Source organism: Methylobacterium sp. V23 (assembly GCF_002917135.1).
Lineage (GTDB): Bacteria > Pseudomonadota > Alphaproteobacteria > Rhizobiales > Beijerinckiaceae > Methylobacterium.
The window spans coordinates 15,792-33,424 of sequence record NZ_PDHT01000008.1; the positions used below are offsets into that span (position 1 = coordinate 15,792).

Here is a 17,633-nt window from a genome sequence, read left to right on the forward strand (position 1 = left end):
GCATCCGGGGCGTCCGGCATCAGCCCCGAAAGCCGACCAACGGGCAAGCCCGCTCAGGCGGCCTGGACGGTGGCGAGAAAGCCCGAAACCTCGGCGCTGAGCTGTTCGGACTGGCGCGCGAGGTCGGACGCGGCGGCCAGGACCTGGGACGAGGCAGCTCCGGTCTCGCCGGCGGCCTGGGTCACGCTGCCGATGCTGACGGTCACCGACTGCGTGCCCTGGGCGGCCTGGGTCACATTGCGGACGATCTCCTGGGTGGCCGCCCCCTGCTCCTCCATTGCCGCCGCGACGCCGATGGCGATGCTGCGCAGCTCGGCGATGGTCGCGCCGATGGTCCGGATCGACGTGACCGCCTGGCGGGTCTCGCCCTGGATCGTCGTGATCTGGTCCGAGATCGTCGCCGTGGCCCGAGCGGTCTGGGAGGCCAGCTCCTTGACCTCGCCCGCGACCACCGCGAATCCCCGGCCCGCTTCGCCGGCGCGGGCCGCCTCGATGGTGGCGTTCAGCGCCAGCAGGTTCGTCTGGGCCGCGATGCCCGAGATGAGCCCCACCACCGTGCCGATCCGCTCAGCCCCTTCGGCGAGGCCGAGGATGATCGTGTCGGTGGTGGCCGCGTTCTCGGAGGCCCGCTCCGCCATCGCGGCCGAGCGGGCGACCTGGGCGGCGATCTCGCCGATCGACGAGGCCATCTCCTCGCTCGCGGCCGCCACCGTCTGGACATTGGCTGAAGTCTGCTCGGCGGCCGAGGCGACGCTGAGGGATTGCGCGGCTGTCTGGTCGGCGGTGCGGCTCATCGCCCGCGCTGTGGCCTCCATCTCAATGGCGGCGGAGGACAGGCCGTGGGTCAGGCGCGAGACCTGCGCCTGGAACCCCCGCGTCGCGGCGTCCAGGATCTCGGCACGGCGCATCTTCGCGGCGCTCTCGATCGCGGCGGCGGCGTCGGCGTCGCGCTTGGCAATCATGGCGTCCTTGAAGACCTGGACCGCCCGGGCCATCGCGCCGATCTCGTCCCGGCGCTGCGCGCCCGCCACGTCGGTCGTGACGTCGCCGTCGGCCAGCTTGGCCATGGTGCCGGTCATGCCGCCGAGCGGGCGCACGACCAGGGCCAGCACGGTGTAGAGGCCGAAGCCGATGGCGGCGGTGGCCAGGGCGACGAGGGCCAGCAGCGCCAGGCGCGATTGGCCCGAATGGGTCTCGGCGCGGTCGAACTCGGTCTGCGCCTCCCGGACCTGCAGCGCGGTGAGCTTGCTCAGGACGGCGTTGGCCTCCTCCTGGCCCTTGACCAGAGCCGCGTGGGTCGCGTCGAAGTCGGGCGTGCCGCCGGAGGCGAGGCGGTGCAGGATGTCGGCCGCGATCGCGGCGTTGTGGTCGATCCGACGCTGCATCTCGGCGGCGAGGCCCTTCTCCTCCGGGGTGAGGTAGGTCGCCAGGTAGGCCGACCACTGGGTCCCGAGACTGGTGAGGTCCGCCTCGATCTTCGCGCGGGCCTGGCCGGCCTCCCCTTGCCGGTTTCGCAGCGCGCGCGACGTCGCCAGCAGATCGTCATAGGCATCGCGGATCAGGCTGAACTGCCGCAGCGGGACGATGCGGTCGCCGAAGACGGTGTTGAAGCTCCGGTGATTCGCCGACAGGGCGAAATTGCCGATCCCCGAGGAGAGGAGCAGCAGAAAGCCCATCACGCCAAGCAGCGTGACCAGGCGGCCTTTGATGGTGGTGAGCATGCGGTGATCTGCCGGAAAGACGGTCGGGTATCCGGTCCCCCGTCGGTTCGACGGACGGTTCCGGTTTCATGGACCAACCTTGTCTGCCGAAGTGATGAAGACCGCTTTATTTCCGGATCGATAGCTTTTGGCGTGCCCATAAACATTTTCGTGATGATCGTCCGGGCGGATTTCAGCATTCATCGAATTATTGCGTTGTGTTCTATCGATAATCTAGCGAGATCAATGTTCGATACGGTGAAATTTCGTGTTCGGCAGTCCGTCGGTGTTGACGATCCCTGGTTTGTCGAGCGGAGGACTTGGACATCGCAAGTCCATGACAGAGGAACATGGAATCCGCAGTAGCCTGTACCGAGAGCGAAAGTTCCCGGCGTCGGCCGGGCTGCCCGACTCGGATGTCGTCCGCAGGAAGGCGGCGCCGATTCTCTGCCGAATCTGTCGGGCCGTCGATCCTCGGAGGGGCAACCTTTCGTCCGCTCTCGCACGGAGCCAGCGTTATTGTACGCGATCTTGCGGCGGTCGTGCCGAGCTCTGCGGGCCTGGGCCGAGACAGCGCCTTCGCCTGGTCCGAGCCCGGATCTTTCCCGCTCAGGCGTCGCCCAGCAGGCGGTGCTCGCAGAGCATGCGCCGGACGGTGCCGCTGGCCGAGCGATAGACCACGGTCTCGGTCTCGATCAGGCCGGGCCGGAAGCGGACGCCCTTCAGCAGGGCGCCGTCGGTGACGCCGGTGGCGGCGACGATGACGTCGCCCCGGGCCATGTCGTGCAGCTCGTACTTCCGGTTCGGATCGCTGATGCCCATCTGGGCGGCCCGCTCGCGCTTGTCGTAGCTGTCGAGGATCAGGCGGCCCTGCATGTGGCCGCCGATGCAGCGGAGCACGCCGGCGGCGATGACACCTTCGGGGGCCGCCCCGATGCCGAGGTAGATGTCCGCCCCGGTCGCGTCGGCATTGGCGGTGTGGATGATGCCCGCGATGTCGCCGTCCGAGATCAGGCGGATGCCGGCCCCCGTCGCCCGCACGGCGGCGACGAGCTGCATGTGCCGGGGTCGGTCGAGGATGATGGCGGTGATCTGGGCCGGGTCGACGCCCTTGTGACGGGCCAGCGCGCCGATGTTGTCGGCCGGGCTGGCATCGAGATCGACGAGGCCGGCCGGGTAGCCGGGGCCGATAGCAATCTTCTGCATGTAGACGTCGGGGGCGGCCAGCAGGGAGCCGGCCTCAGCCAGAGCGGTCACCGCGATGGCGCCGGGCATGTCCTTGGCGCAGAGGGTGGTGCCCTCCAGGGGATCGACGGCGATGTCGACCTTCGGGCCGTCCCCGGTGCCCAGGCGCTCGCCGATATAGAGCATCGGAGCGTTGTCGCGCTCGCCCTCCCCGATCACCACGGTGCCATCGATGGGCAGCAGGTTGAGCTCGAGGCGCATCGCATCGACGGCGGCCTGGTCGGCCTCCTTCTCGCGGCCCTGTCCGCGCAGGCGGGCGGCGGCGATCGCGGCCCGCTCCGTCACCCGCGCCAGCTCCAGCGTCAGGGACCGGGCCACCGGCGCGCGCGATTCCAAATTGCCACCAGACATGTGAGCCTCGCGCCCCTGCGCCTCTCTCGGGCGCTCCTTATGAACTAAAATGCGCGTGAGGCACTAAGTTTCGACCATGACGCGCATTTTTCTTCGTTCACCCCGGATCGTACGATGTCGGACGCACGGGTGCTATTCGCGCTCGATCCGGATCAGCTGGGGCGCCTCGGCGAGCAGGCCGTCGGCCGCGATGGCGTCCAAGGCGTCCCGGATCGTGCCCTCGGTGGCGGCGTAGGTGATCAGCACCAGGGGGACCGGCTGGCCGGAGCGGCCATGCGGGTCCTTCGAGGCCGCGCTCTCGGAACGGCGCTGCAGGATGCTCTCGATGGAGATCTCTCGCTCGGCCATGCGGGTGGCGACGCCCGCGGCGACGCCGGGGCGGTCGTGCACGGTGAGGCGGATGTAGTAGCCGCCCTCGTGCCGCTGCATGGCGACGCGCTGGGACGGGCTCAGGGCGGCGGCGGGACGCCCGAAGGTCGGGCGGCGGGTGCCGGCGGCGATGTCGGTGATGTCGGAGACCACGGCCGAGGCGGTGGCCTCACCGCCGGCGCCGGGGCCGATCAGGGTGAGTTCGCCCACCGCGTCCGCGTCGATGGTGACCGCGTTGGTCACGCCCATGACCTGGGCGATGGCGGAGGATTTCGGCACCATGGTCGGATGGACCCGCTGTTCGATGCCGCCGGCCGCCGCCTGGGCGACGCCCAGGAGCTTGATCCGGTAGCCCAGCTCCTCGGCCATGGTCAGGTCGAGGGGCTGGATCGCCGAGATGCCCTCGACGGAGACGCCCTCGGCGTCGACCTCGGTGCCGAAGGCGAGGCTCGTCAGGATCGCGAGCTTGTGGGCGGTGTCGAAGCCCTCGACGTCGAAGGTCGGGTCGGCCTCGGCGTAGCCCAGGGCCTGGGCGTCCTTGAGGCAGGCCTCGAAGGTCAGGCCCTCGCGCTCCATCCGGGTCAGGATGTAGTTGCAGGTGCCGTTCATGATTCCGTAGACGCGCGACACGGCATTGCCGGTCAGGCCCTCCCGCAGGGCCTTGATCACCGGGATGCCGCCGGCGACGGAGGCCTCGTAGGCCAGGGCCACGCCCGCCGCCTCGGCCTGCCGGGCGAGCGCCGCGCCGTGCTTGGCGAGCAGGGCCTTGTTGGCGGTGACCACGTGCTTGCCGGCGGCCAGGGCCGCCTCCACCGTCTGCCGGGCCGGTCCTTCGGCGCCGCCGATGAGTTCGACCACGCAATCGACCTCCACGGAGGCCGCCAGGGCGACGGGATCGTCGAACCAGGTCACGCCGGCGAGGTCGAGGCCGCGGTCGCGGCCCCGGTCACGCGAGGACACGGCGGTGACGCGAATCGCCTGTCCGCTGGTCTGGCCGAGGGCCTCGGCCCGGCGGGCGACCATCCGGACGACGGCGGCGCCGACGGTGCCGAGGCCGGCAACGCCGAGGCGAAGGCTCTGTGTCATGGGTGTGTTCCGTCACTCTGTCGCGCCGTGGACCTGTCGCGTCCGGGACCTGCCGCGTCCGGCGGCGGTGCGGGCTCGGCGTCGATCGGCGGAGGCGAATGCCGCGCTCGACGCGGCCCGATCTTCTGCAACGATTTGCCGGGGGGCGCAACAAAACGGCCGGCCGTCCTGGAGCCCCGGCGTTACGATCGGTGCCGACGGTATCGGACCGCGACGGCGATGAGCCCGTAGAGCACCCCGGCATTGAGCAGGTGCCAGACGGCGTGGGTGCCCAGGGGCCAGACCGGGCAGACCGCCCGGTCGAGGGTGCGGAAGCCGAGCGAGATGGCAAACAGCGCGGCCACCCCCAGGAGTCCGAGCCCGGCCTCGTGCTTAGCCAGAGTGAGGAGGCCGAGCCCGGCCTCACGCCTGGCCGGATCGAGGAGGCCGAGCCCGGCCTCGCGCCTGGCCGGATCGAGGAGGCCGAGGCCGGCCTCTGGCTGGGCCGGGCCGAGGGGGCCCCGCGGCGTCAGCAGGCCGGCGGCGACGCCCGCCAGCGCCAGGATCGCGGGGGCGTAGGCGAGGGAGCCGTTGGTCAGCGCGTCCGTCGACCGGCCCGTGAGCCCGTCGAGGGCGGGCTCCAGGCCGAGGTTGAACGCCGCGAAGGCCAGGGTGGCGGCGAGCGCCGCCCCGATCCCGAGGTCGAAGTAGCGCCGCATCGCCAGCAGGAAGTAGGCGTAGATGAAGAGCGCGATCGGGATGACGTCGGCGAGCAGCGACCAGCGCACCGCCAGGGTGTGGAACAGGAACGAGCCGACCCCCACCACCGCCACCAGGGCGCTGAGCAGGAGGGCCGGCGCATCGCTCGTCCGGGCACGGCGCACGCGCGCTGTCGCCAGGGCGGCGGCGACCAGGTAGGCGCCGTTCGACAGGGCGTTGACCGGCTCCGCCCAGAAGCCAGGATCGCCGCGCTCGCAATAGGCGCAGATCGGCGCCAGCCAATCACCTTCCATCTGGACCTCGCCTTCGTCTCGCGTCACGCCTTGCCAGCCCGCGGCGAAGGCCCGATGACGGACACCCACGCGCCCCAACTCCCAGAGACCCCCTGCCCATGCGGATCGCCACCTGGAACGTCAATTCGATCAAGCAGCGCGTCGGTCACCTCGTCGGCTTCCTCGACGAGGCCAAGCCCGACGTGGTCTGCCTGCAGGAGCTGAAATGCCAGGACGAGGGGTTTCCGCGGGCGGAGATCGAGGCGGCGGGCTACGCCGTCGAGACCCTCGGTCAGAAGGCCTATAACGGCGTCGCCCTGCTGGTGCGCGCGCCCCTGGCAATGTCCGAGATCCGCCGCGGCCTCCCCGGCGACGACAGCGACGAGCAGGCCCGCTACATCGAGGCGCTGGTTTCCGGCGAGGGGGTGCGCCCCGTGCGCGTCGCCTCGATCTACCTGCCCAACGGCAATCCCGTCGACAGCCCGAAATACCCCTACAAGCTCGGCTTCCTGGAGCGGCTGCGGCGCCATGCGCAGGGCCTGCGCGAGGGCGAGGAGGCGGTGGTGCTGGCGGGCGACTACAACGTCATTCCCGAGCCGGACGATGTCGCCGACCCCGAGGCCTGGCGCGCGGACGCGTTGTTCCTGCCCCAGAGCCGGGCGGCGTTCCGGGCGCTCCTCGCCGAGGGCTACACCGATGCCCTGCGGGCCTGCAACCCGCGGCCCGGCCTCTACACCTTCTGGGACTATCAGGCGGGAGCCTGGAACCGGAATGCCGGGATCCGGATCGACCACCTCCTGCTCTCGCCACAGGCCGCCGACCGGCTGACCGCGGCCTCGGTGCAGAAGCACCTGCGGGGCCTGGAAAAGCCCTCCGACCACGTGCCGGTGACGGCGGACCTCACCGACGCGTGAGCGAACGATCCGCGCGCCCGGGGGTTGGGCTCCACCGATCCCCCCAACATGGAGCACCCCCAAACGTGAAACTCTACGGCACCGGCTATTCGCCCTACGTCCGCAAGGTCCTCGTCGCCCTGGCCGAGAAGGGCCAGGCGGTGGAGCACATCCCGCTGTTCTTCCACGCCGAGGATGCGGCGTTCCAGGCGGCGAGCCCCCTCGGCAAGATTCCCGCCTTCGACGACGACGGCTTCCTGCTGGCCGATTCCTCGGCGATCCTGACCTACCTGGAGGCGAAGGTCCCGAGCCCGGCGCTGTACCCGTCCGAGGCCAAGGCCCGCGGCCGCGCGATCTGGTTCGACAAGTACGGCGACACCGAGATGTTCGACGCCATCATCGCCCCCTTCGCCAATCGTGTGGTGAAGCCCAAGATGCTTGGGCAGCCCGGCGACGAGGGCGCCGTCGCCAAGGCCCTGAACGAGGACCTGCCGAAGATCTACGATTACCTCGAAGGGCAGATCGACGGGCCCTACCTCGTCGGGGACGCCTTCAGCGTCGCGGACATCTCCGTGGCCACGGGCTTCCACAACCTGCATCTGGCCGGTGAAACCGTCGATGCCGGGCGCTGGCCGAAGCTCGCCGGCTACGTCAGCGCCACCCTGGCGCGCCCGTCCTTCGTGACGGCGCTTGCGGCCAGGACATCGCCGAACTGATCGGCCGAACTAACGGGCCGAACGGATTGCCCGAACTGAGCGTCCCCGGGAGGCGCGACCGTCGGACCTCAGCGCCGGCGGCGCGCCGATCCGGTGACCTGGGCGGTGGTCTGGGAGGCCTGCGCCATCGCGGCGGCGCGGTCCTCCTCGCTGGCCGTGGCCCAGGCCTTCTCGTAGAGGGCGACGATCCAGTCGTCCTTGCGCCCCTGGGCGGCTTCCCGAGCCATGGAGAGCCACATCAGGCCCCGGGCGCGCTGGGCCGGCACGCCCTGGCCGTTGACGAGGAGCTGTCCGAGCAGGGCCTGGGCCGGGGCATGGCCCTTCTCGGCGGCGAGGTTGAACCAGCGCGCGGCCTGGCGCGCGTCGGTGTCGACTCCGGTGCCGTCGAGGTAGAGCCGGCCGAGGTTGTACTGCGCGTTCGGGTCGCCGAAATACGAGGCGGCATAGTTGAACATGTCGTAGGCGCGCTCGGGATTCGGGCGCACGTAGGTGCCCTTGATCCCGTCGAGGAAGTAGGTCCCGAGTGCCGTGAAGGCGCTTGCGACCACGCCCGAGTTCTGGGCGTCCGGCCCCTCGTCGGTGGTGTCGTCGGCGATGCGCGAGAAGAACTCGAACGCCTTCAGGTCGTCGTGGGGCACGCCGTCGCCCTCCGCATACATGCGGCCGAGCTTCCACAGCGCCAGGGCATGGCCCTGCTCGGCGGCGTATTCCAGGGCGCGGGCGGCCCCTTCCTTGTCGCCGGCATTGTAGTCGCGCACGCCCATGCGCAGGGCTTCGCGGGCACTGCGGTAGTTGCCGCTGGGCACCGGTGTCCGGGCGGTGGCGTCGAGGGCCGCCGCCGGCAGGGCGCCGAGGAACACGAGCCCGACCGCCGCGGCGAGCCGCCGGCCCATCGAGGCCGGCGGCCGATCCCGGGCGGCCCGTGCCGGCCGCGTGACGCGGCCGTGGGCTGTCCTAGATGTCCGCATAGGTGTGCGTCTCCTCGGCGCCGCCGGGATGGGTCACCGCGCCGTTCACCGCCGGACCGACGGTCTGCTGGTACTTCCACAAATAGCCGGAGGTGGCCGAGTTGGTGCGCGGGCTCCAGGCGGCGCGGCGCTGGGCGAACTCCGCGTCGGAGACCGCCACGTCGAGGGTGCCCTTGATGGCGTCGAGGGTGATCATGTCGCCGTCACGGATCAGGCCGATCGGACCGCCGACGGCGGCCTCGGGCCCGACATGGCCGACGCAGAAGCCGCGGGTGGCGCCCGAGAAGCGCCCGTCGGTGATGAGCGCGACCTTGTCGCCCATGCCCTGGCCGTAGAGGGCCGCGGTGGTGGAGAGCATCTCGCGCATGCCGGGGCCGCCCTTCGGGCCCTCGTAGCGGATGACGAGGACCTCGCCCTCCTTGTAGGTGCGCTTCTGGACGGCCTCGAAGCAGGCCTCCTCGCCGTCGAAGACGCGGGCCGGACCGGTGAAGACCTGCTTCTCCTCCGACATGCCCGCCACCTTCACGATGGCGCCCTCGGGGGCGAGGTTGCCGCGCAGGCCGACGACGCCGCCGGTGGGGGTCAGGGGCGTGCCGGCGGAGCGGACCACGTCCTGGTCGGGGTTCCAGTGCACCCGCTCCATGTTCTCCGCCATGGTGCGGCCGGTGACCGTCATGCAGTCGCCGTGCAGGAAGCCGTGGTCGAGGAGCGTCTTGAGCAGCAGCGGGATGCCGCCGACCTCGAACATGTCCTTGGCGACGTAGCGCCCGCCCGGCTTCAGGTCGGCGATGTAGGGCGTCCGCTTGAACACCTCGGCGACGTCGAACAGGTCGAACTTGATGCCGCACTCGTGGGCGATGGCCGGCAGGTGCAGGGCCGCGTTGGTGGAGCCGCCGGAGGCCGCGACGGCGGCCGCCGCGTTCTCGAGGCTCTTGCGGGTGACGATGTCGCGCGGGCGGATGTTCTTGGCGATGAGCTCCATCACCTTCTCGCCCGCGGTCATGCAGAATCTGTCGCGGATCTCGTAGGGCGCCGGCGCGCCGGCCGAGTAGGGCAGCGCGAGGCCGATGGCCTCGGAGACGGTGGCCATGGTGTTGGCGGTGAACTGCGCGCCGCAGGCGCCGGCCGAGGGGCAGGCGACCTGCTCCAACTCGTCGAGGTCCTCGAGGGACATGTCGCCCACCGCGACCTTGCCAACGGCCTCGAACAGGTCCTGCACCGTCACCGGCCGGCCGCGGAACGAGCCGGGCAGGATCGAGCCGCCGTAGATGAAGATCGACGGCACGTTGAGGCGCACCATCGACATCATCATGCCGGGCAGGGACTTGTCGCAGCCGGCCAGGCCCACGAGGGCGTCGTAGGCGTGGCCGCGCATGGTCAGCTCGACCGAGTCGGCGATGACCTCGCGGGAGGGCAGCGAGGCGCGCATGCCGGCATGGCCCATGGCGATGCCGTCCGTCACCGTGATGGTGCAGAACTCGCGCGGGGTGCCGTGGGCGGCCGAGACGCCCTTCTTCACCGCCTGCGCCTGGCGCATCAGCGAGATGTTGCAGGGGGCGGCCTCGTTCCAGCAGGAGGCGACGCCCACCAGCGGCTGGTGAATCTGCTCGCGGGTCAGGCCCATGGCATAGAGGTACGAGCGGTGGGGAGCGCGCTCAGGCCCCTCCGTGACATGGCGGCTCGGAAGCTTCGACTTGTCGGTTTTGCTCGCGTCCATCGTTCGTCTCACCGCCCCGGCCTGATACGCATGTGTGGGTTCGGCGCGACCGCGAACAGATGGGTGCGTTCCGTGGGGACCCACGGCGCGCGGCCCCACCGGACCGTTTCTCGGAAAGCGTCTGAACTCCGCGGTAAAGCGTTGGGGGAACTATCGTTTACCGCGCTTGCTGAGGTGGTCCCGGTTTATGGCGGGATCGCGGCGGCGAGAGGCGTCTCCCAAGGCAAAGTCGGGATGCTTTCGGGGTGTTGCGACCTCGCCACAGCCACGCTTTCGGGCGGGATTTCTTCCGAACAACCTGAAGCGACGGCCATTTTCGTCTCCCGGCCGCGCGCGAAGGCTTCAGGAGCCTTGAAGCCTCAGGAGCCTTGAAGCCTCAGGAGCCTTGGGCCGACTCCGATCCGTCGCCCAGCAGGGTCGGGCCCGGGGCCGCCGCGAGGGCGGGCCCGCTGTCGTCCTTGAGGTTCACGCCGGAGATCCCGAGGGCGAAGGCCTGGGTCAGGAGCCAGTCGAGCTTGAACGCGGCCAGATCGTGCGAGAGCCCGGCCGGGCGCACGTTCGAGATGCAGTTGCGCTCGGCATCCGAGCGCCCCACCCGGGGGTCGAGGGTGAGGTAGAGCCCCAGGCTGTCCGGCGAGGACAGGCCGGGCCGCTCGCCGATGATCACCACCACGGCGCGGGCCCTGAGCGCCGCGCCGACGCCGTCGCCCAGGGCGACCCGTGCCTGCGTCGCCACCACCACGGGCGCCACGCGCCAGCCGGCCCGGTCGAGATGCGGCTTGAAGGCGGCGAGGAAGCCCGCCGCCCCCTCGTGCACGGCCCGGGCCGAGAGGCCGTCGGCGACCACGAGGGCGAGATCCACGGGGCCGTCGCCGCCGGCGGCGAGCGCCGCCGCAGCCCCGTCCCCGAGGGCGCGGCCAAGGTCGGGCCGGCGCAGGTAGGTCGCCCGGTCCGGGGCGGCGGAGGCCACCGTAAGGGTCTCGAAGCCGAGTCCGGCGATGCCGGCGCTCACCGCCCCGGCGTCGAGGGGCGTGTGCACGGCGTCCCGGGCCTGGGCGTGGGCGAGGCCGAAGCGCAGGACCTCCCGGGTCGGCAGGCCGGAGCCGGCCCGGCCGAGGCCGATGCGGGCGGGGGTGAGCCGGGCGAGCCGGGCCCAAGGATCAATCATGGGATCAATCATGGGATCAATCGTGGGATCGGCGTCCGGACCGGTGGCGCCCGTACGGCGGTCGGCGCTCATGCGGCGAGGCCCGAACCCGCGAGGCCGGAGGTCGCGAGACCCGGCGCCGCCGCGAGCAGACGGGCGCTCGGCCCCTGCGGTAGCAGGGCGCCGTCCGCGTCGGTGAGCCCGATCCGCTCCAGCCAGGCCTCGAATTCCGGGGCGCGCTTCAGGCCGAGGACCTCGCGCAGGTAGAGGGAATCGTGGAACGAGGTGGACTGGTAGTTTAGCATCACGTCGTCGGCGCCGGGGATGCCCATGATGAAGTTGCAGCCGGCCGCCCCCAGCAGGGTCAGCAGGGTGTCCATGTCGTTCTGGTCGGCCTCGGCGTGGTTGGTGTAGCAGACGTCCACTCCCAGGGGCACGCCCATGAGCTTGCCGCAGAAATGGTCCTCCAGCCCGGCCCGGATGATCTCCTTGCCGTCGTAGAGGTATTCCGGCCCGATGAAGCCCACCACCGTGTTGACCAGGAGGGGCCGGAACGGCCGCGCCACCGCGTAGGCCCGCGCCTCCAGGGTCTGCTGGTCGATGCCGTGATGCTGGCCGGCCGAGAGGGCCGAGCCCTGCCCGGTCTCGAAATACATGCAGTTGTCGCCCACCGTGCCGCGCTTGAGGGCGAGGGCCGCCTCGTGCGCCTCCCGGAGGATCGGCAGGGTGACGCCGAAGCTGGCATTGGCCCCCTGCGTGCCCGCGATCGACTGGAACACCAGATCGACGGGCAGGCCCCGGTTCATCGCTGCGATCGTGGTGGTCACGTGGGTGAGGATGCACCCTTGCGTCGGAATCTCCAGGCGCCGGATCAGGTCGTCGAAGAGGTGGAGCAGGCCGCTCAGGGTCGAGACGGAATCGGAGGCGGGGTTCAGACCGATCACCGCGTCGCCGCAGCCGTAGGACAGGCCGTCGAGGATCGAGGCGGTGATGCCGGCGGCATCGTCGGTGGGGTGGTTGGGCTGCAGGCGCACGGCGAGGCGCCCCGGCAGCCCGATGGTGTTGCGGAAGCGGGTGACCACCCGGCACTTCCGCGCCACCAGGATCAGGTCCTGGTTGCGCATGATCTTGGAGACCGCCGCGGCGATCTCGGGCGTCACGCCGGGGGCGATCCGGGCCAGGGTCCCCGGCGCGGCGGTGAGCAGGAACTCGCGGAAATCGCCGACGGTGAGATGGGCGATCTCGGCGAAGGCCCCCGCATCGTGGGTGTCGAGGATGAGGCGCGTGACGTCGTCGGCCTCGTAGGCGATCAGGGGACGCGCCAGGATCTCGCGCAGCGGCACCTCGGCGAGGCACCAGCGCGCCGCCATCTCCTCCTCGGCAGATTCGGAAGCGATGCCGGCGAGCCGGTCGCCCGACCGCACCGGCGTCGCCTTCGCCATCAGGGTTGCGAGATCGGCGAAGACGTGGGTCCGCGGACCGACGACGTGACGATAGGCCATGGCGCGATGCCCTCCGTGAACTGTCCAGATCGCGCCCCGGCCCGCTTCGGCAAGACCGGCGCGGCAAGACCGAACGGCAAGACCGACGCGGCGAGCCCGGCGCAGCGAGCCCGGCGCAGCGAGCCCGACGCGGCGCGCCTGCCGAGCGCGTGCGTCGGGGCGTGTGTCCGCCGACCCTCAGGCCGCGCCGGCGTGCGGGGCCGGCTCCTCGGTGGAGATCGCGTCGACGGTGCGCTGGGCCGGGCTGCCCTGCCCGTCCGCCCGCACGATGCGGATCTGCTGGTTGACCGGCTGCATGTTGCCCCAGGGCGTCGAGAACGCGATCTCGGCGGCATCGCGGCCGACGCCGATGCGCACGAGCCCGTCGAGGTCGGCCTGGCGCGTGGCGTCGAACAGCCACCAGCGCCCGTCGAGATAGGCCTCGAACACCGCGTGGAAGTCGCTCGGCACGAGGCCGTGGGCGTAGCAGCTGACGAAGCGGGCCGGGATGCCGAGCGCCCGGCAGAAGGCGGTGCCGATATGCGCGAAGTCCCGGCAGACCCCTGCCCGCTTGAGCAGGCTCTCGTCCGCGGTGGTCTCGCCGTCGCTGGTGCCGGGCTGGTAGGTCAGGTGGTCGTGGATCCAGTTGCAGATCGCGTTGACGCGCTGATGGCCCTTCGGCAGGGCACCGAACTCGGCCAGCGCGAAGGGCGTCAGCCGGTCGGAGGAGACGAAGCGGCTCGGCAGCAGGAAGGGCAGGATGTCGAGGGGCAGCTTCGCGATCGGCGTCTCGTTGATCGTCGCCGGGTCGGCCCGGTGCACGGTGAGCTCGACCTCGGCACTGTATTCCAGCGAGAACTGCCCGACCGGCACGTTGACGCCGAGATACCGGTTCTGCAGGTCGGGCGTGATGTAGATGTCGCGCTTCAAGTTCGGCGACAACACCAGGCTTTCATTGAGGATCTCGACGCTGCGCAGGCGCGCGACTTCAAGATTGAAGATGAACGTCGTGTCCGAGAGGATGTTGTAGGATAAATTGCAGCCCAGTTGATAGCGCACCATCCGCTCCTTGCCGGCAGGTTCGGGTCGTCACCCGAGCAGAGATGACCGCAGCGAGGACGACGTGATCGGAGAGAACCATAGCAAGGATCGCGCCTCGCAGCATGCCATCGCGACGTTCGAGCCTCCCCGCAGGGCCGGTCCCGCCAGGGTTTCGCGAGGGTCTGGGTTGACGCAGCGTGTCCGCCCGCAACGCCTGTCGCGCCCGCGGCCCCGGAACAGCAGACGGCAAAAATAAATCTGAGGTTGCTTTTCTCACGCGAGTAATGCCACCTAGACGTGCCTGTCCGGCGATTCGGGAGACCTTCCTTCATCTCAGGCGTGGAGGCCTCGTCACGCTGCATCGGCAGCGGCTTGGCGCGCTTTACTGATGCCGCAGGGACTACGCCATGACCGTCAACTTCAGCGTTGTTGGAATATTTTATCGTTACGCGGTCGACTTCACCCAGGTCCCAGGACGCACGGTCCTCGACGTGATGAATTACATCACGAAGGTCGACAAGAACTTCACCTTAACGGAATTGACCTTCCAGGGAAACCGGATCGTCAATTCCCTGGGTTACGTCCACCCGGCGGACTTCACAGGTCGAACCGGGATCACCTACCCGCAGGGGATGTACCAGCTGGCCCAGTCCTTCACCGACCCGACGCCCAATCCCTACTCGGTCTGGCAGTATTACCTGTTCGACCAGAACGGGATCCGGCAACCGGCGCAGGCGGATTTCTCCTACACCCAAGCCAAGGTGGCGGATGGCTGGTCCATCGTCTGGCGGCTGGTCACCATCTGCAACGCCCCGACCGCGGTGGCCAAGCGGCTGCGTTCGCTCGTTCCCCCGGAGCAGCAGGACGCGCTGCGGATCAGCTGAGGGCCCGGCACGGGCCCGGTCAGGCCCGCGGCGCCAGGATCACGGTGAGCGAGCGCACGCCCTGCGCGCCGTGGATCAGCACGCCCTCGATGTCGGCGGTGGCCGAGGGGCCGGTGTGCAGCACGGCGTAGGCGGCGTGGGCGAAGTCCGGGCGACGGTAGGCCGCCTGGATGTTCACCAGGATGTCGGCCGGGTCGAGGAGCACCACGAGGTGCTGGGCGAGATAGGCGACGGCGTTGACCTTCAACTCGGCCTGCGTGAACAGCACCGAGCCGGTCTCGGCCACGCCGAACACCGCTCGCACGATGGCGACGTCGACGTCGGCGAGGTCCTGCGGCCGGGCGACGGCGCCGAGATCGCGGTTGCCCGCGATCTCCGGCACGGCGGAGGCGATGACCGCCGCGCCGTCCAGGCGCTCGCGCACGCTGGCGAAGAGGTCCCCTTCGGGCGGCGCCTCGGCGAGCCGCCCGCCCATGCGCTTCAGGCGCTCGCCGAACTCGGCCACGCGGTCGTCGCCGACCAGCGGCGCGAAGAGCGGCACCTCCGGCAGCGGGTGCTCGCCGGCCGGGCGGTTCCGGCGGATGCGTGCCAGGGTGGCTTCGCGGACGCTCACTTGTTGCCCCCGGACTTGTTGCCGTCGCTCGTGTTGCCGTCGCTCTTCTTGCCGTCGATCTTCTTGCCCCCCGCCTTCGCCAGGCGGTTCTGCTTGTACCAGGCGTGGAAGGTCTGGCGCGGGGCTTCGGGCATCTCGCGGCCCTTCCCCCAGGTGTTGAGCGGGTTGTAGACGGCGAAGCGCGGCAGCACCTTCAGGGCGGAATCGGCCGCCCCGATGGCGGCCCGGTAGGTGGCGGGGCGGCTCAGCACCTGGCCCGCCGCCTTCATCATGCCCTGCTTGAGGAGCGGGATCTGGTGCTCCTCCGCCAGGACCTTCCGCCAGGCGAAGATCTGCTCGTGGATGTTGATCTTCACCGGGCAGACGTTGGTGCAGGAGCCGTTCATCGTCGAGGAGAACGGCAGGGTCGAGTATTTCCGCTTGTTGAAGGTCGGGTCGATGATCAGCCCGATCGGGCCCGAATAGGTGGCGCCGTAGGAGAGGCCCCCCGAGCGCCGGTAGACCGGGCAGGTGTTCATGCAGGCGCCGCAGCGGATGCACTTCAGCGAGGTCCAGAACTCCTCCATGCCGAGGCGCTCGGAGCGGCCGTTATCCACCAGCACCATGTGCATCTCGGTGCCCGCGCGGGGCGCCCGGAAGTGCGAGGTGTACTGGGTGATGGGCGAGCCCAGCGCCGAGCGCGAGAGCAGGCGCAGGAACACGCCGAGATGCTCGATGCGCGGGATCAGCTTCTCGATGCCGATGGAGTGGATCTGGAGCTTGGGCACGTTGCCCGAGAGGTCGGCATTGCCCTCGTTGGTGCAGGTCACCACCGTGCCGGTCTCCGCGATGGCGAAGTTGCAGCCGGTCAGGCCCGCATCCGCCTCCAGGATGAGCGGGCGCGTGTGCATGCGCTGGCTCTCGGCCAGGTAGTGGGCGTCGTCGTTCTCCGGGTCGGTCCCCATGGTGCGGGAGAAGACCTCGGCCACGTCGAAGCGGGTCTTGTGCACGGCCGGCACCACCACGTGGCTCGGTTCCTCGTTGTCGAGCTGCTGGATGCGCTCGCCGAGATCCGTCTCGATCACCTCGATGCCGGTGCCGGCCATGTAGTGCCGGAAGCCGCACTCCTCGGTGAGCATCGACTTCGACTTGATCAGCGATGTCGCGCCGTGATCCTTGAGGATGCCGTGGACGATGCGGTTGTGCTCGGCCCCGTCGGCGGCCCAGTGCACGTGGACGCCGTTGGCCTTGGCCTGCGCCTCGAACTGCTCGAGGTAGCGGTCGAGGTTGGCCAGGGTGTGCGTCTTGATCTGCGAGGCGAGCTCGCGCAGCTCCTCCCATTCGGGGATGCCGAAGGCGGCGGTGTCGCGCTTGGAGCGCAGGTCCCAGAGCCGGGCGTCGTGCGCCTTCTGGTGCATCGGCGCGGCCAGGAAGCGCTCGGCGGCCTCGGCCTGATCGATGGGGCGGTCGCCGCGGATCTTGGCGCCGCGCGGCTGCGGCTCCCGGGGCGCCTTCGGCGAGATGGCCTTGGCCGAGATCGGCCGCGAGGCGCCCTCGGCGTGCTGCAGGCGCTGGCCGTCCTGGCCGCGCTCGCTCTCGTCGTTGCCGGCCAGCACCTCGGGGTGGATCACGCCGTCGCGGCGGGCCTCGTCAGGCGGACGCTGTTCGCCGCGGGGCTGAAGGTCTTCGGAGGCGCTCATGCGGTCGCTCCATTGAGGATGCGGGCGATGTGGATGAACTTCAGCGGCACGCCGATCCGGTCGGCGCAGCCCTTCTGGTGCATCATGCAGGAGGAATCGGCCGAGACGACGTATTCGGCGCCCGCCTGGGCGTGATCGGAGACCTTGTCGTAGCCCATCTTGGCCGAGACCGCGGGTTCGAACACCGAGAAGGTGCCGCCGAAGCCGCAGCACTCGTCGGGCCGGGCGGGGGCGACGATCTCGATGCCCTTGACCTTCTTCAGCAGGTCGAGGGGCTTGGAGAAGAACGGCGCGTTCAGCTCGGACGGGCGGGCATGGTGGATGCCCCGGAGGGCGTTGCAATTGCCATGGTAGCCGACCCGGTGCGGGAACTCCGCCCAGGGAAATTCCTCGACCTTGAGGATGTCGTGCAGGAATTCGACCAGCTCGAAGGTCTTGGCCCGCACCGCCTTGACCTCGTCCGTCTGCGGGATCGCCGTGAGGTGCTCGCGCACCTGATGCACGCAGGAGCCGGACGGGGCCACGACGTAGTCGAACGGGGCGAAATTCTTGACGAACAGCGCCTCGGTGGCGGCCGCCTCGGCGTGGCAGCCGGTGTTGGTCATCGGCTGACCGCAGCAGGTCTGGTCGAAGGGGTAGTCCACGGCGAGCCCGAAGCGCTCCAGCAGCTCCAGCGTGGCGACCCCCACCTCCGGCTCGAAGGCGTCGACGTAGCACGGCACGAACAGTCCGATGCGCATGGCGTTCCCTGGTCCCGCGCCCATCGGGACAC

15 protein-coding genes are annotated in these 17,633 nt (G+C 70.1%); 3 read left to right on the top strand and 12 right to left on the bottom strand.

What is annotated here, in order from left to right; translation table 11 throughout:
- Positions 1-53: 53 nt before the first annotated feature.
- The 4 genes from CRT23_RS09605 to CRT23_RS09620 form a co-directional block, all read right to left on the bottom strand.
- Complete coding sequence (locus CRT23_RS09605; protein ID WP_103709504.1) at positions 54-1,721, bottom strand: methyl-accepting chemotaxis protein; 1,668 nt, start codon at positions 1,719-1,721, stop codon at positions 54-56.
- A 588-nt stretch (positions 1,722-2,309) separates the two neighbouring features.
- Positions 2,310-3,296 carry a class II fructose-bisphosphatase gene (glpX, locus tag CRT23_RS09610; protein ID WP_055949950.1) on the bottom strand — a complete coding sequence of 329 codons (987 nt, stop codon included), beginning with the start codon at positions 3,294-3,296 and terminating at the stop codon, positions 2,310-2,312.
- Between the two features lie 132 nt (positions 3,297-3,428).
- Positions 3,429-4,751 (bottom strand): homoserine dehydrogenase, encoded by a 1,323-nt coding sequence (locus tag CRT23_RS09615; RefSeq protein WP_103709505.1) that lies wholly within the window; start codon positions 4,749-4,751, stop codon positions 3,429-3,431.
- Between the two features lie 182 nt (positions 4,752-4,933).
- Positions 4,934-5,743, bottom strand: coding sequence for a ceramidase domain-containing protein (locus CRT23_RS09620; RefSeq protein ID WP_103709506.1), 810 nt, complete (start codon positions 5,741-5,743; stop codon positions 4,934-4,936).
- A 98-nt stretch (positions 5,744-5,841) separates the two neighbouring features.
- Here CRT23_RS09620 and xth point away from each other — a divergent pair, with 98 nt between their 5' ends.
- Both xth and CRT23_RS09630 read left to right on the top strand, forming a co-directional pair.
- Positions 5,842-6,636 carry an exodeoxyribonuclease III gene (gene xth / locus CRT23_RS09625; RefSeq protein WP_103709507.1) on the top strand — a complete coding sequence of 265 codons (795 nt, stop codon included), beginning with the start codon at positions 5,842-5,844 and terminating at the stop codon, positions 6,634-6,636.
- A gap of 65 nt (positions 6,637-6,701) precedes the next feature.
- Positions 6,702-7,331, top strand: coding sequence for a glutathione S-transferase family protein (locus CRT23_RS09630; RefSeq protein WP_103709508.1), 630 nt, complete (start codon positions 6,702-6,704; stop codon positions 7,329-7,331).
- A gap of 68 nt (positions 7,332-7,399) precedes the next feature.
- Here the strand turns inward: CRT23_RS09630 and CRT23_RS09635 are convergent, their stop codons facing one another.
- From CRT23_RS09635 to CRT23_RS09655, 5 genes are all read right to left on the bottom strand, one after another.
- Positions 7,400-8,224 (bottom strand): tetratricopeptide repeat protein, encoded by an 825-nt coding sequence (locus CRT23_RS09635; RefSeq protein ID WP_103709509.1) that lies wholly within the window; start codon positions 8,222-8,224, stop codon positions 7,400-7,402.
- A 61-nt stretch (positions 8,225-8,285) separates the two neighbouring features.
- On the bottom strand, positions 8,286-10,016 hold the full coding sequence (gene ilvD, locus CRT23_RS09640) for a dihydroxy-acid dehydratase (protein WP_103709510.1): 1,731 nt from the start codon (positions 10,014-10,016) through the stop codon (positions 8,286-8,288).
- A gap of 376 nt (positions 10,017-10,392) precedes the next feature.
- Complete coding sequence (gene eutC, locus CRT23_RS09645) at positions 10,393-11,184, bottom strand: ethanolamine ammonia-lyase subunit EutC (RefSeq protein WP_245436094.1); 792 nt, start codon at positions 11,182-11,184, stop codon at positions 10,393-10,395.
- Between the two features lie 68 nt (positions 11,185-11,252).
- Positions 11,253-12,665: an ethanolamine ammonia-lyase subunit EutB gene (locus CRT23_RS09650; RefSeq protein ID WP_103709511.1), complete on the bottom strand. Its 1,413-nt coding sequence runs from the start codon at positions 12,663-12,665 to the stop codon at positions 11,253-11,255.
- A gap of 177 nt (positions 12,666-12,842) precedes the next feature.
- Positions 12,843-13,703: a transglutaminase family protein gene (locus tag CRT23_RS09655; protein ID WP_103709616.1), complete on the bottom strand. Its 861-nt coding sequence runs from the start codon at positions 13,701-13,703 to the stop codon at positions 12,843-12,845.
- A gap of 389 nt (positions 13,704-14,092) precedes the next feature.
- Here CRT23_RS09655 and CRT23_RS09660 point away from each other — a divergent pair, with 389 nt between their 5' ends.
- A complete protein-coding gene (locus CRT23_RS09660; protein ID WP_103709512.1) occupies positions 14,093-14,569 on the top strand; it encodes a hypothetical protein in 477 nt (158 codons plus the stop codon).
- 19 nt (positions 14,570-14,588) lie between these two features.
- Here the strand turns inward: CRT23_RS09660 and CRT23_RS09665 are convergent, their stop codons facing one another.
- The 3 genes from CRT23_RS09665 to CRT23_RS09675 are packed head-to-tail and all read right to left on the bottom strand — an operon-like array spanning position 14,589 to position 17,601.
- Positions 14,589-15,182, bottom strand: coding sequence for an LUD domain-containing protein (locus tag CRT23_RS09665; RefSeq protein WP_103709513.1), 594 nt, complete (start codon positions 15,180-15,182; stop codon positions 14,589-14,591).
- The gene (locus CRT23_RS09670) at positions 15,179-16,861 is read right to left on the bottom strand and encodes a lactate utilization protein B (RefSeq protein WP_245436095.1); all 1,683 of its coding nucleotides are present in this window, start codon (positions 16,859-16,861) and stop codon (positions 15,179-15,181) included. The genes CRT23_RS09665 and CRT23_RS09670 overlap by 4 nt, the downstream gene beginning before the upstream one ends.
- The gene (locus CRT23_RS09675; RefSeq protein ID WP_103709514.1) at positions 16,858-17,601 is read right to left on the bottom strand and encodes a (Fe-S)-binding protein; all 744 of its coding nucleotides are present in this window, start codon (positions 17,599-17,601) and stop codon (positions 16,858-16,860) included. The genes CRT23_RS09670 and CRT23_RS09675 overlap by 4 nt, the downstream gene beginning before the upstream one ends.
- Positions 17,602-17,633: the final 32 nt, after the last annotated feature.